This window comes from Alicyclobacillus acidoterrestris, from assembly GCF_022674245.1.
Taxonomy (GTDB): domain Bacteria; phylum Bacillota; class Bacilli; order Alicyclobacillales; family Alicyclobacillaceae; genus Alicyclobacillus; species Alicyclobacillus acidoterrestris.
Window position 1 is genome coordinate 2787779 of the sequence record NZ_CP080467.1, and the last position, 12172, is coordinate 2799950.

At 51.9% G+C, this 12172-nt stretch carries 16 protein-coding genes; 11 read left to right on the forward strand and 5 right to left on the reverse strand.

Going from position 1 to position 12172, the window contains the following annotated elements:
• Window positions 1-17: 17 nt before the first annotated feature.
• Window positions 18-485 (reverse strand): flavin reductase family protein, encoded by a 468-nt coding sequence (locus K1I37_RS13515; RefSeq protein WP_021297731.1) that lies wholly within the window; start codon window positions 483-485, stop codon window positions 18-20.
• A gap of 330 nt (window positions 486-815) precedes the next feature.
• Between K1I37_RS13515 and K1I37_RS21565 the strand changes: the two genes are divergently transcribed.
• From K1I37_RS21565 to K1I37_RS13525, 3 genes are read left to right on the forward strand one after another with little or no spacing between them, the layout of a single operon-like run.
• A complete protein-coding gene (locus K1I37_RS21565; RefSeq protein WP_021297732.1) occupies window positions 816-1025 on the forward strand; it encodes a DUF1700 domain-containing protein in 210 nt (69 codons plus the stop codon).
• The gene (locus K1I37_RS21570) at window positions 1012-1374 is read left to right on the forward strand and encodes a DUF1700 domain-containing protein (protein ID WP_021297733.1); all 363 of its coding nucleotides are present in this window, start codon (window positions 1012-1014) and stop codon (window positions 1372-1374) included. Before K1I37_RS21565 ends, K1I37_RS21570 begins: the two co-directional genes overlap by 14 nt.
• On the forward strand, window positions 1364-2317 hold the full coding sequence (locus K1I37_RS13525) for a DUF4097 family beta strand repeat-containing protein (RefSeq protein ID WP_021297734.1): 954 nt from the start codon (window positions 1364-1366) through the stop codon (window positions 2315-2317). Before K1I37_RS21570 ends, K1I37_RS13525 begins: the two co-directional genes overlap by 11 nt.
• A 138-nt stretch (window positions 2318-2455) precedes the next feature.
• On the opposite strand, the gene K1I37_RS13530 is transcribed toward K1I37_RS13525, so the two are convergent.
• Window positions 2456-3544 (reverse strand): FUSC family protein, encoded by a 1089-nt coding sequence (locus tag K1I37_RS13530; protein ID WP_021297735.1) that lies wholly within the window; start codon window positions 3542-3544, stop codon window positions 2456-2458.
• A 229-nt stretch (window positions 3545-3773) separates the two neighbouring features.
• The gene (locus K1I37_RS13535) at window positions 3774-4097 is read right to left on the reverse strand and encodes an antibiotic biosynthesis monooxygenase family protein (protein ID WP_021297736.1); all 324 of its coding nucleotides are present in this window, start codon (window positions 4095-4097) and stop codon (window positions 3774-3776) included.
• 104 nt (window positions 4098-4201) lie between these two features.
• Between K1I37_RS13535 and K1I37_RS13540 the strand changes: the two genes are divergently transcribed.
• The 8 genes from K1I37_RS13540 to K1I37_RS13570 all read left to right on the forward strand — a co-directional run bounded on the left by K1I37_RS13540 (window position 4202) and on the right by K1I37_RS13570 (window position 10804).
• A complete protein-coding gene (locus K1I37_RS13540; RefSeq protein WP_021297737.1) occupies window positions 4202-5830 on the forward strand; it encodes a spore germination protein in 1629 nt (542 codons plus the stop codon).
• A gap of 5 nt (window positions 5831-5835) precedes the next feature.
• Window positions 5836-7044 (forward strand): Ger(x)C family spore germination protein, encoded by a 1209-nt coding sequence (locus tag K1I37_RS13545; protein WP_021297738.1) that lies wholly within the window; start codon window positions 5836-5838, stop codon window positions 7042-7044.
• 35 nt (window positions 7045-7079) lie between these two features.
• Window positions 7080-7307, forward strand: a complete 228-nt coding sequence (locus tag K1I37_RS13550; protein ID WP_021297739.1) for a hypothetical protein — start codon at window positions 7080-7082, stop codon at window positions 7305-7307.
• Window positions 7304-8434, forward strand: coding sequence for a GerAB/ArcD/ProY family transporter (locus K1I37_RS13555; RefSeq protein ID WP_021297740.1), 1131 nt, complete (start codon window positions 7304-7306; stop codon window positions 8432-8434). The genes K1I37_RS13550 and K1I37_RS13555 overlap by 4 nt, the downstream gene beginning before the upstream one ends.
• Window positions 8435-8618: 184 nt before the next feature.
• Complete coding sequence (locus K1I37_RS21915) at window positions 8619-8882, forward strand: DUF4183 domain-containing protein (RefSeq protein WP_236613913.1); 264 nt, start codon at window positions 8619-8621, stop codon at window positions 8880-8882.
• Complete coding sequence (locus tag K1I37_RS13560; protein ID WP_021297742.1) at window positions 8883-9302, forward strand: DUF4183 domain-containing protein; 420 nt, start codon at window positions 8883-8885, stop codon at window positions 9300-9302.
• Window positions 9303-9503: 201 nt separating this feature from the next.
• On the forward strand, window positions 9504-10187 hold the full coding sequence (locus K1I37_RS13565; RefSeq protein WP_021297743.1) for a TIGR00266 family protein: 684 nt from the start codon (window positions 9504-9506) through the stop codon (window positions 10185-10187).
• Window positions 10187-10804, forward strand: coding sequence for a histidine phosphatase family protein (locus K1I37_RS13570; protein WP_021297744.1), 618 nt, complete (start codon window positions 10187-10189; stop codon window positions 10802-10804). Before K1I37_RS13565 ends, K1I37_RS13570 begins: the two co-directional genes overlap by 1 nt.
• Before the next feature lie 13 nt (window positions 10805-10817).
• On the opposite strand, the gene cobS is transcribed toward K1I37_RS13570, so the two are convergent.
• Window positions 10818-11558 carry an adenosylcobinamide-GDP ribazoletransferase gene (gene cobS / locus K1I37_RS13575; protein ID WP_021297745.1) on the reverse strand — a complete coding sequence of 247 codons (741 nt, stop codon included), beginning with the start codon at window positions 11556-11558 and terminating at the stop codon, window positions 10818-10820.
• 38 nt (window positions 11559-11596) lie between these two features.
• On the reverse strand, window positions 11597-12169 hold the full coding sequence (gene cobU, locus K1I37_RS13580) for a bifunctional adenosylcobinamide kinase/adenosylcobinamide-phosphate guanylyltransferase (protein ID WP_021297746.1): 573 nt from the start codon (window positions 12167-12169) through the stop codon (window positions 11597-11599).
• Window positions 12170-12172: the final 3 nt, after the last annotated feature.

The following is a 12172-nucleotide window of genomic DNA, read 5'->3' on the forward strand; positions in this document are numbered from 1 at the left end:
ATGACCGTATGAAACAATCAAGCAAATGCGTGCGCACGACTGTATTTGCCTTGGTAAAACAACAATGGTTGCCCCGTGGCCAAGCGGACATCGGACACCTCTGCGATAAACAGGGTATGATCCCCCGCCTTGTGTGCATCTACGACGTCACACGAGATAGCAGCTAACGCGTCGCGAATCACCGGAAGACCATTGAACCAATCAAACTCCACACTCCGTTGTCCCTCCATTTGCCCCGCGAACGTCATCGATATCTCCCGCTGATCCTCCGCCAAAAAACTGACAGCATACCTCCCTGTCGTCTGGATGTAATGATGCATCTTCGCGCGTTCGCCGATGGAGACAAGGACCAGTTTGGGATTTAAGGAGACGGACATGAACGCGTTCGCGGTCATCCCGTGTACATCATAATCCAAGGTGGTTGTAATCACTGAGATACCTGTTGCAAACATGCTCATCGCATTACGAAATTGACGATCATCCATTGTCCATCATCTCCAATCGCGATTGTCCTGCATGTGGTCGGATTGTGAAAGCCACATCCTGCCACCCGCATAAAAGAACCCAAATCACCACAAACGATGTTTTCCCGTTTCGTAAGCGCATTCATTCTTGGCTATGTGTACTTATGTTAATTCACTTTTGGAAATACGAATACGAATCAATCAGTTGATTCTGTCCAGCTTGTTCATCGTGATTTTCACACGAACTGTACTGAATATTTTACAGACTTCGGCGCATAAGGGAAACCTTCTGCCTCGGGTATCCACATCACAATCAAAGCGTTAACCGAATCATCGAGGAGGGGACAACCAATGACCACTCAAGCATTTCTTGAGGCACTCAACAGATTGCTACGCAAGCTCCCTTCTACCGATAGAAAAGAAATTCTGTCCGACTATGAGGAGCACATTCACGCGGCAAAGGAACATGGTAAAACCGAAGACGCTATCCTCAATGGCCTTGGAGACCCAAAAAACCGTCGCCAAGGCGATTATGGCGGAATATTACGTGGGACTCGCTGACAAGACGCACAGGGCATCATCGATATTTCGAGCGGCCGCCGCAAGTATCAGTCTGGGTTTCTTCAACTTCCTGGTTGTACTTCCTCCAACCATCGCATTTATGGCTATCTTCCTTGTCCTCTATCTCACTTCATGGATATTGGTATTATCGCCGCTAATCGGCGTGTATTGCCTTACTCAAGGATATGGGTGGAGCGCTATCTTCGCTACGTTGTTCACGTCGGGAATTGGGCTATTTCTGTTCATGGCATCATCCTGGGTGTTGAGAAAGACATTCACACAGTGGATGGTTCGTTACCTCAAGTTCAATATTCAGATTGCAAAGGGAGGCGCTTCAATTGAGCCGTAAGTTAGTCATCTTGGCAACGTCACTTGTTGTCATCGGCGCGATTGGAACAGCGCTTGGTGCAGCAACAGGTAATCTTTCGCACACACCCGTCAGTCTTGGCTCAATTCGTGGAAAAGTCTTGGTCTCAAGCAAAATAAAACACGTTGTACTCCAAGTTCCTGTGGCGAATGTGACTATCCACGGGACGACTGGAAACACGTTGACGTATTCAGGAGAACTTACTGCGCTCCACCAGAAGACACAGAACGAAGCGAATCAACTCATTCGTTCGGAATGGAAAGTTGAAAATGATGGGGACACGTTAAAACTGATTTTGAAACAGCCACATGCCCAATGGCAAGGTCTCAACGCTTCGTGGAAACCTGCTCATTTGGAACTCAACATCCCCAATCGCATGACGACCGACATCAGCACGTCTAATGGCGGTGTCAGTATCCAAGGAATGAATGCCGACGCGAAGGTCCAAACATCAAATAGTACAATTGCGGCATCGGATATCCATGGCTCACTCAGTCTCCAGACGTCAAACGGCAAAATTACGGCGAAGCGGATTATCGGTTCCGTCACCGCACGCGACGACAACAGCGCCATGGAAGTTGCATCTATTCATGGTTCGGTCGACCTCCAGACATCGAATGCGTCTGTACGGTTGAACAACATCAGCGGTACAACCACCGTGATGGACAGCAATGGCGCCATTGACGCGACGTCAAGTATTCAAGGCAAATGCTATCTAAAAACCTCAAACGCACATATTTCTCTATCCATTCCAACCAATACAAGCGCAAATATTGGCGCAATCACCTCAAATGCATCTATTGGCGGGGATGTGAACTGGCAAACCAGCGGATCCAATCAAGGACATTGTATTTTAGGGGACGGTTTACGCCAGATTCAACTGCAAACGACAAACGGTTCCATCTCGGTGTACCAAGTGCATTGAATATCGACATGACACACTGCTGAAACAATCAACGCGTCGATTGCCAGTAGCAATGTTCCAGTCCGGACGAAAGGGCGCTCCGTCGAACACAGGCGAACACTTTCCCTTGATGTGCGCCCTTTGTCTTTCGGTCATTCGCTATGCACCTGCGTTCCTCTGTGCATGATGCACAGCGAGTGGATAGGATTTCGAAGGTTCCCCCATCAGTTCCTTCAGTTTGGTGTAATACTCCAGCAAATGAACGAACAAGTGGTACTCCGAGGCTTGCGTCATGAAAGCGGTGTGATCGACGGGTAACGTGCGCGTATGGAAGTAATCATCGACCTGCCGAAACGCCGCATCGACAAACGAAAAGTGACAATTCCGCCCCCAAACCACCCGACGCTGTACGCGAATCAACACGTCAACAAGGCGTGTCAGTTCATACTGCGATTGTTCTTCGTTCAACCGCTGTAACGACTTGTTCAAATCGCGAATCCGCTCAACCATCGACTCCAGGGTGTGAAACGCGTGCAAGAAGGACGGGTTTGTTTCTTGGTGAAACTTGTGATCCTCTCGCATCAACACACTAATACGTTTGCCTTCGTCGAGCATCATCCGCACATTGTCCAGATGGCGCCGAAACGCTACGTATGGTGTGGCAACCCCTCGTGACAAATCCTTATGAATGGTTCGAAGTAGTCTGAAAACTTCGCGTTGACTACGTAAGAGCAATTGTTCATAGCGCGGCCCGTGGGCAGGTCTAATCAAGAGATTGACCAAGTTCCCATAGCCGATACCAAGCGAGACAAGACAGATCTGATTGATTCCGCTGTGTAAATGCGACATCCCTTGCGAACCAATGGTATTGAGCGAAATCACGACGGCGACCAGCAGCGAATTCGTCCATCCCCACCTCACGTGTAAACCCATCAGGACCAGCGCCACCAGTGCAAAAACGAGCGATGGCGGACCGAATATGGATAGGCAAAGAACCCCTGCACCGGCGCCTATCAAGGCACTTAGCAACTGCTGTGCACCTTGACGAAGAGAGCGGTGCACCGACGGCTGAACGGCGAGCACCGCGACAATCCCGGCAAACTGCGGCGCCGACAAGTGACATAAATGCGCTGTGAAAACTGACAGTAGAATGGCGACACAAGTCTTCAACGTGCGACCGCCAAGCACCGGCACGAGCATTTGCAATCCTGCGAAGTTTTGTTTCGCCGCAATAAATCGTCTCACCACTCCACATTCTCCTCGTCGTTCATTTTGCAAACGACCGAAAAGAGCATCGCCCTTACGCGCACGTCGTTGTACTTCCACAATATGCTGCGAACGCAAATACCCTCAACCAGTTGCGTCAAGTAACATAACGCACTTCGTGACGATTTCCGTGTTTATGTTATAAAACATAACAACACCAAAATAAGCCCTCTCCCCTCTTCGCCGTCCGCACCAGATGGATCACGCCCAGTTAATGATGATGTCCGTACTCGCGTTCCACTTTGCAGATACGGGTTTTATACGCGCTGTACCACTCTGTACGCCCCCGCACGCGCGCCTCCTGGTGACGGCCATGTTGCTGCCATTGCCGGATGGATTCCAAAGAGTCCCAATAAGACACTAAGATGCCTACCCCAGACTCTGCCGTTTCAAGCCCTAAAAATCCTGGTTGTGTCTGCACCATCTCCACCATCTGTCGCGCCATCTCATCGTACCCATCCGTGACATTGGTCCTGTCGGCCGTGAATATCACCGCGTAATACGGCGGTTTTGGGGTGTCTGCGATGTTTTCCAATGGTCTCACTCCCTATCTCATTCCTGCAAAACTGTATGGATAGTCCTCCATATTATGGGTATCCATAAAAGTAACATGTAATCCGGATGCGAGGTGAAGTTCTGATGGCGTCGCGTAAACGCACGACCATAAAACTGAGTACCAAGGGGACGATATTACACGCCCCACAACCGCCTATCGAAGCCCAATCAGGCGACAGTTCCCCAATGCGCCTGTCAGAACGACTCGATGTAAACCTAACGTACCTCAAGTCGATTTTCGCCAACGCGTCGGACATCCATTTTCGCGAGTTTCGTATATTTGACGGCCGCCCTGCAGCCATTATTTATATCCAAGGACTGACAGACAAAGCCGAAATCGATGACAATCTCCTTCGTCCGTTAGCACAGCCAAATCACGCGGTTGACCGTGTGATTGAACACCCGCACAGACTGCCACTTGGCGTGCTCTTTGAAGAGTACGTCCACATCGCCGGCGCGAAACAAGTGGCGACATTACAAGAAGCCATCAAGATGGTCATAGAGGAAACGAACGTGCTGCTGCTCGTCGAAGACGAGCCAGTGGCCCTTGCAGTCAGCGCCGCGAAATCGCCGGACAGGGCGGTTGAAGAACCGAATACAGAAGCCGTCATTCGAGGTCCGAGACAAGGGTTTAACGAAAATATTCAAACAAGTCTCGCTCTGCTTCGAACCCGTATCCGCTCAACGGCATTCTGCGTTGAAAGTTTTGATTTAGGCCGATATACCAAAACCACGGTCGCACTGTGCTACATCGATGGAATTGCCTCGTCAAATCTCGTTGACGAGATTCGGTCCAGACTGAAACGAATTGATATTGATGGCATCATCGACTCGGGATACATTGAAGAGTTAATCGAAGATAGTCCGCACTCGCCGTTTCCACAAATCCAGAACACCGAGCGCCCGGATGTCGTCGTGTCCCAACTGCTCGAAGGCAAGGTGGCGATTCTTGCAAACGGATCCCCATTTGCCCTCATTTTACCGATTAACTTTTGGGGATTAATGCAGGCGTCTGAGGATTACTACGAGCGCTATATGATTGCAAACGCCATTCGCGCGCTGCGATTTATCTTTTTATTTATTAACTTGTACCTGCCATCCCTGTACGTGGCGATTACGACGTTTCACCAAGAGATGCTGCCAACCAAAGCACTGCTCTCCATCGCGGCAGCACGCGAAGTCACACCGTTTCCCGCAGTCGTTGAAGCGCTGATCATGGAAATTACCTTTGAAGCGCTGCGCGAAGCAGGTGTGCGCCTGCCAAAGACGGTGGGCTCCGCTATCAGCATCGTCGGTGCGCTCGTCATCGGGCAAGCCGCAGTTCAAGCTGGTATCGTCTCGGCACCCATGGTCATTGTCGTTTCGATTACAGGTATCGGTTCGTTCGTCATTCCACGCTACAACTTGGCCATCACGCTTCGAATGTTGCGGTTCCCGATGATTCTCTTGGCAGGTACACTCGGGTTATTTGGCATTGTCGTGACAACGCTAGCCGTCATTATTCATCTCAGTTCTCTGCGCTCAGCGGGCATCCCCTATTTATCACCTGTCATCCCATTTCATTGGCGGGACATGAAAGACGCAATCGTTCGTGCACCACGTTGGGCCATGCAGCAGCGCCCCGCAGAGAGTGGCAAAGCAAACCCACGGCGTGAGTCAAACGCGACGCGGAAAAGCCGTCGACTTCCCAGCCGCCAACGTGCGAGGTCGTAGTTCTGATGAATTTGAGAACCAAGATTCCGCGCATGGTCTGTTGCATCGTAGTGCTCGCCAGTTGCCTGATGTGCACAGGTTGCTGGGACGCCACCGAGATTGATCGGCTGGCCATTGTGTCGGCGTCAGGCATTGACCTGATGCCTGAAGACGAAATGTCGTCCGCACCACCGAAGGTGTTAGAAACCCTACAGATTGCACGGGCCAGTGAAATGGGCTCGAACGGCGGCGGGGCGCCAGCGACAAAAACAGGCAGTGAAGATGCGTTCTTGCTCGAGCAAGCCACGGGCGATGACATCCTTCAGCCAATGGACATCATCCGCAAGCGATTGTCTCGCAAATTATTCTTGGGCCAGCGCCGCGTCATTGTGTTAGGCGAAAATTACGCAAAACACGGCGTCTACGATCTCGTCGACGAAGTGATTCGCAACCCCCAATCGCGCCTTCGGACGTACGTGGTCGTCGCGTATCACGATACTGCACAGACAATTCTCCAAGTCCCGTACGCACTCAACAGGTTGCCAGCCGATGCAATTGCAGAAATCGAACAACAGGGTTCCTTGCCAGAGGTGGATGCAAAGACATTCATCCAACGGATGGTGTCAAACGGGGACACGTTCGTAATGGGAATTGAAAAAATCCAACCTTCGCCACAGGATGGTGAAGCGATGAACAATTCATTTGCACTCACACATATCGCCATCTTCCGGCAGGACAAGCTCGTCGGTTGGCTCGACGGCGATACACTCGACGGATTTCTATGGATGTATGGTCGAATCCACCGTACCGACACGACAGTGACCATCCCAGGTGTGCCGGGGCATTTGACGGCTCGGATGCTCACGATTCGAACCAAGCGTTCCATCGAAATAGAACATGGCAAGCCTAAAATCGCGATTCACGTATTCACCGAATACGACGTGGCGGAAAACGGAACGCCCGCTAATTTAAACAGCCCGGAAAACGTCAACAAATTGCGAAAAGCTTTAGTCGAAAAACTAACTCGACAAATTCAGTCGGCCATGGACACGCTGCAACATACTTACGACGCTGATCCCTTAGGGTTTGGCGACCAAATTGACAAACGTTATCCGACCATCTGGAAGGCCATTCGAGATCACTGGCACGAGGTCTATCGACAAACGCCTGTCAACATCGAAGTCGACGTGCAAATCCGCAACAGCGGTTTGACAGGGCCACCAATCCGGCATTGACCGCGCCGATCAAGTCACAGGAGGGGAAATCGCGCATGTTTGCAAAAATTTTATGTTTAGCGATCATCTTGACCCTGGCCCTCAAGATGGATTATCAAATGCTGAAAACGGAAGGCAACCGCAAAGAACGCATGATCTACGGAACCCTATTTACCGTTGGGTTCTTGGGTACAGCCACCTATTTGCTGGCGCCGTGGCTTCCTACCCCCCTTGATTTGATTCAAGGACCCATACAACCTGTGCATGCGTGGTTGGCGTCATGAGTAATCAATCAAAGGTGAAAGTCACCTTGTCCAACATGCAAATTTTCATCATCGTGATCGCCAGCAGTATGGCATATGGGCACTTCGTGTATGTCCACCTAGCCATCCTATTCGCTGGACGAAACGCCTGGATTTCGCTGATGATTGGCTGTCTTATCGGCATTCTCATTCAGTGGATTCAGTTGAAACTTGCCATTGGACAAGACGAGTCGGTGATTGAACACGCCATCACCGTATTTGGCAAGTGGATGGGAAGGTTTGTTGGCGTCATCTACATCTTGTTCTTTATCATCATTGCTGCACTGACCGTCAAAGTGGTCGAAGACTTCATGGGCGTTATCTATCCAACCACGCCACCTGGCGTATTCTTGTTTGCCGAGTTCGTGATAGCCGCATGGGTCGTCCATTCCGGCATCGAGGTGATGGGACGAACCATGCAGTTGTTGTTGCCACTCATGATGCTCTTGGGCGTTGCGGCGAGCCTGTTATCAACCCCTGACAAGGACTTTACGCAGATCTACCCGATTTTCAATGAGAGCCTGTTGTCCATCGGACAAGGCACCTTCGTCTTTATCGCGATGATTTCTGAACTCGTGGGATTCGGCATGATTGCCGAACACGCCAAACATCCCGAACGCCTCGCCACACAATCCATGCTCTTGATACTTGTCCTGATGCTCATGTTCCTGGCGCCTGTCACAGGACCGGTGATGGTGTTCGGGGAGACGGTGGCAAAAAACCTGGCATTTCCAACCTATACGGAAATCCAATATATCCGCGTCAGCAACATTATTGAGCGCTTGGACATCGTCGGGGTTCTACTGTGGACGATTGGGAGTTTCTTTCGGATTGCGATGTTCTTGTTCGCAGCAGTGAAGGGCGTGTCTCAACTAGTAGGAGCCAAGAAAAATACGACCTTTCTAATCCCGGTCACTCTGATGTGTGTCGCCGTCAGCATGAGTTTTATGTCGTCGTCCCGCGAAGAGCTGTATCACTTTCTTGGAACCTATTACCTGTGGATGGCACCGGTAGTTGGCGTCGGTTTACCACTGCTCGTCGGTACCGTCTCACGCCTCAAGCGCATGGTAAGTGGCTCAAATGGTTCCAGACAATCGCAAAAAGCGTGATCTGGACATGGGTGACCAGGACATCTGCAGCAGACAAAATCCGCCACCTTTACATTGACTACAAGTGGAGTTGATGTAGGTGAACGCGCACACCTTCCGTAGAGAAGGAACTTGTACAAACAAGTGTCGACATCGTCGAAGATCAGCAAAAAAGAAACGCGACAGCCACCGCATTCAGGCGGTGGTGACACTATATATTGCAACGGCTCAAAACCAAAAACGAATTTATACAGGAAGCGATGGGCTCGCTGGATACAACCAAATTTTATCCGCGAAGCACTGCGACATCATCAGTGTCTTTATCAATGGGGTCTTGCAACCTACTGCAAATTACACGATTCACCGCAATCGGTTTCGCCTGCGCACCCGCGACCTCCCACCAGCAGGCACCCCGATTGTCATACAGTTCATCCAGCTTTGCTGCTGTATGGCGAAAGGGGGTGAGTAAATGGCTGCATACCTCATCAAATTGTACGTCGCCGCTGTATCAGACGCACCTACAGCCACGGGTGGCACAGTGACCACCACGGTCAGCCCAGTGGTCACTCGATTTCATGCGCCTGTATCCGCAGACATGATTGGCACGACGGACACGACAATTCCTGCTGCAAGCTTTACGGATGACGCCGGTAACGCGGTGACGACGCTGCCAAGTCCTCCGACTGCTGGATTTTTCAACGTCTACGTCAACGGTGTGCTACAGCAAAGTGGATTGTCCACGCTCTCTGCCGACAGTTTGGTATTGGCAACGACCGGCATCACCGCCGGCACGCCCGTCGTGTTGGAGGTCGCTGATTTCTCAAATACGACTTCGGCGATTACAGCAGAACCTACAATTTCGGCGCCGACCATCACCGTCATGGTCTAATCTTCCATTCAGAGGGTGTCCCCAAGGCATTTTGACGCCTTTGGGGACACCCTCATTTTCCCCCAGAATACCACCTGAACGACGAATTTTTGGTGATGTGTTAGAAGAATCCATGATAGGATAGCAGTATCTCAATGACATCTACCGCGAACGGATTCGATAAGTGATGATGCGCGCCGCGTGGTGAAGGAGCGATGATCGATGGAATACCAAATTCACGGGAGCACGATGCAGACGTTAGAGGTGACGCTGCACCCGGGCGATAGCGTCTTTTCCGAAACCGGATGTCTCATTAGCATGACCCCCGGCACGGAGATGTCGACACGCGCACCAGGCGGCCTTGGTGGCATCATCCGCCGCGCACTGAGCGGCAATAGCCTTGTACTCAACTACTTTTACGCACCGCGCAGTGAAGAAACTGTGCGATTTACCACCCGCATGCCAGGTCACATTGTCGCCATTCCCCTACATCAATATGGACGAGTCATCGTGCAACGGCATGCGTTTCTCTGCGCCGAGGAGTCTGTCGACTTCGGCGTCGAGGCGACGTTGAACATCGGTCGATTTCTCGGTGGAAACGGGCTCGTCTTTACATACTTGGAGGGGGACGGCACAGGCTTTATCTCCGTGGATGGCGAAGTAGTTCACCAAGATTTGGCGCGAGGGGAAAGTATTTTAGTTCACCCAGGACACATCGCCGCCTTCACCGCAGATATGGACTACCGCGTACAACGGATACAAGGGATTTCCAACATGCTCTTTGGTAACGACGGATTATACATGATTCGACTGACAGGTCCTGGTCGGCTTTGGTTACATTCGGTGACCATTCACAACTTGCTGCATGTTCTTGGCGAGTACGGAAGGGTAGGCAGAGACGGGTAATGACGAGCAAAACGATTGTACTCATCCGGCACGCGCCAACCCTGGAAAACGACACGCATGTGATGCTGGGGCATACCAATCCACCTCTGCATGCCCGCGGCCAGAAATGCGCACAACAAATCGCCGATGCTCTGATTGGAATGGATTTTGACGTCGTCATCACAAGTCCCCTATTGCGGGCGAAACAGACGGCCCAACGCATCGCCACCGCCCACAAAAGGGCGATGCTCGCCGTGGACAACCGACTCATGGAAGTCCATCTCGGTGTCGTCGACGGCGTGTCTTCGTTTACCGCGTATCGTGATTACAAAACCGAGTTTGACATCGCCCTCGACCACAACACGCCAGATTTCTGTTTTCCAAATGGCGAACGCTGGTCACAGGCGGTCACGCGCATTGCGGCGACACTCGACGATGCCGCAAACAGCCGCGCAAACAGGTTGTGCATGGTCACACACGGCGCACTCCTCGGCCTCTGGAAATCCATGTTAGAAGGTCAGCCGCTTGGCCACTTTCGTAAGAACCAACCCCCACACGCGAGTTTGTCCGTCATTCAACTTACAGACGAAGGGTGGCAGATCTTACGCTGGGGAGATACAACGCATCTATGCGAATGACTTCATGAATGACCTAGCGAATGACGGCGAGGGCGACAAAGTAGAGCACCCATTCGGTTAGCTCCGCCAGCGCCCCGTAGGTATCACCTGTCATCCCACCAAAACGCCGAGAAAACGCGCGCGTCGCCACCATCGTGACAAGACCACAGGCAACGGTCATGGCCACAACTTGGACAATGGGCAAAAAAATGGCCGAACAGAGCACGACAACAGCGCTCCACAAGACGACAGGCAAAAGGTGTACGCGCTTTGCGAATATCGCACCCAGACCACCAGGCCTCGCGGCAGGCGCCAAGTACATCGCAAACAGCATCGCCAAACGACTGAGAACAGATGTCAACACGATGATGCCGACAGATGATTCTGGCAGTTCGGAGACGGCCAACCACTTTCCGCCAAGCAACAAAACCGCAGCAATGGCCCCCATGGCGCCCACCCGGCTGTCCTTCATAATGGCCAGTGCTTCTTCGCGCGGTTTGCGACTGCCAATGGCGTCCGCAGTATCCATCAACCCATCCACATGCAACGCACCGGTTGTCAGCGTATATACCGTCAACGCCACAAACGTCGCAGCGGGCAGCGGCATGACCAACCCGAGCCCCCACCGGCAAAGCCCAAAGATAGCCCCAAGCCCCAAGCCAATGACGGGTAAGTAATAAGCGCTCTTGCGCAACTCATTGTCCGTCGGTCCGTCTACAACGGGTGCCGGAAGGATGGTAAAAAACTGCCACGCGAGTACAAAACACCGCCACATTCTCGTTCCCCCACTCCAAGGTCGCCATCCGGGCCCATTCAATCCTCCAGAAAATGCTCCTGTACGACCTGTGCACCCGGTAACTGTTTTAAATCAACAGCGATACCGCTCGCGACAAAATAAACCTTGTCCGCCACCTGGGCAACCGCCTGATTGAGCCAACCCAACCAATCCCGATAACGGCGACTCAACGCATCTGCTGGAACCAACCCGAGGCCAATCTCATTGGAGACAATCACACAATCGGCGTTGACGACAGTCAACGCGTGCACCAACTCCGCCAATTTGCGGCGAAACTCAGGCTCGTCAACATTCAAGTCAAACATCCAATTGTTCAGCAAAAGGGACAAACAATCAATCAAGAACACGTTGTACGTGTGCTCCTGCTCTTGTATCAAGCGGGCTACGTCGTGCGGTTCTTCAATCGTCGACCATCGACCATCCCGCGTCATTTTGTGCCGCTGAATCCGCGCGCGCATCTCCTCGTCCGTCACGACGCCGGTCGCGACAAAGCAGATTCGCTCTGGCGCTGCCATTCTAGCCACCAGTTGCTCGGCAAAGCGGCTCTTGCCGCTTCGGGCACCACCTGTGACAAAGTAAATCATCCACATCGC

Bases quoted from the DNA above. Each gene is read 5' to 3' on its own strand.
- K1I37_RS13515 (WP_021297731.1), bottom strand. From the start codon at position 485: ATGGATGATCGTCAATTTCGTAATGCGATGAGCATGTTTGCAACAGGT.
- K1I37_RS21565 (WP_021297732.1), top strand. From the start codon at position 816: ATGACCACTCAAGCATTTCTTGAGGCACTCAACAGATTGCTACGCAAG.
- K1I37_RS13540 (WP_021297737.1), top strand. From the start codon at position 4,202: ATGGCGTCGCGTAAACGCACGACCATAAAACTGAGTACCAAGGGGACG.
- K1I37_RS13545 (WP_021297738.1), top strand. From the start codon at position 5,836: ATGAATTTGAGAACCAAGATTCCGCGCATGGTCTGTTGCATCGTAGTG.
- K1I37_RS13550 (WP_021297739.1), top strand. From the start codon at position 7,080: ATGTTTGCAAAAATTTTATGTTTAGCGATCATCTTGACCCTGGCCCTC.
- K1I37_RS13555 (WP_021297740.1), top strand. From the start codon at position 7,304: ATGAGTAATCAATCAAAGGTGAAAGTCACCTTGTCCAACATGCAAATT.
- K1I37_RS13560 (WP_021297742.1), top strand. From the start codon at position 8,883: ATGGCTGCATACCTCATCAAATTGTACGTCGCCGCTGTATCAGACGCA.
- K1I37_RS13565 (WP_021297743.1), top strand. From the start codon at position 9,504: ATGGAATACCAAATTCACGGGAGCACGATGCAGACGTTAGAGGTGACG.
- K1I37_RS13570 (WP_021297744.1), top strand. From the start codon at position 10,187: ATGACGAGCAAAACGATTGTACTCATCCGGCACGCGCCAACCCTGGAA.
- cobS (WP_021297745.1), bottom strand. From the start codon at position 11,558: ATGTGGCGGTGTTTTGTACTCGCGTGGCAGTTTTTTACCATCCTTCCG.
- cobU (WP_021297746.1), bottom strand. From the start codon at position 12,169: ATGTGGATGATTTACTTTGTCACAGGTGGTGCCCGAAGCGGCAAGAGC.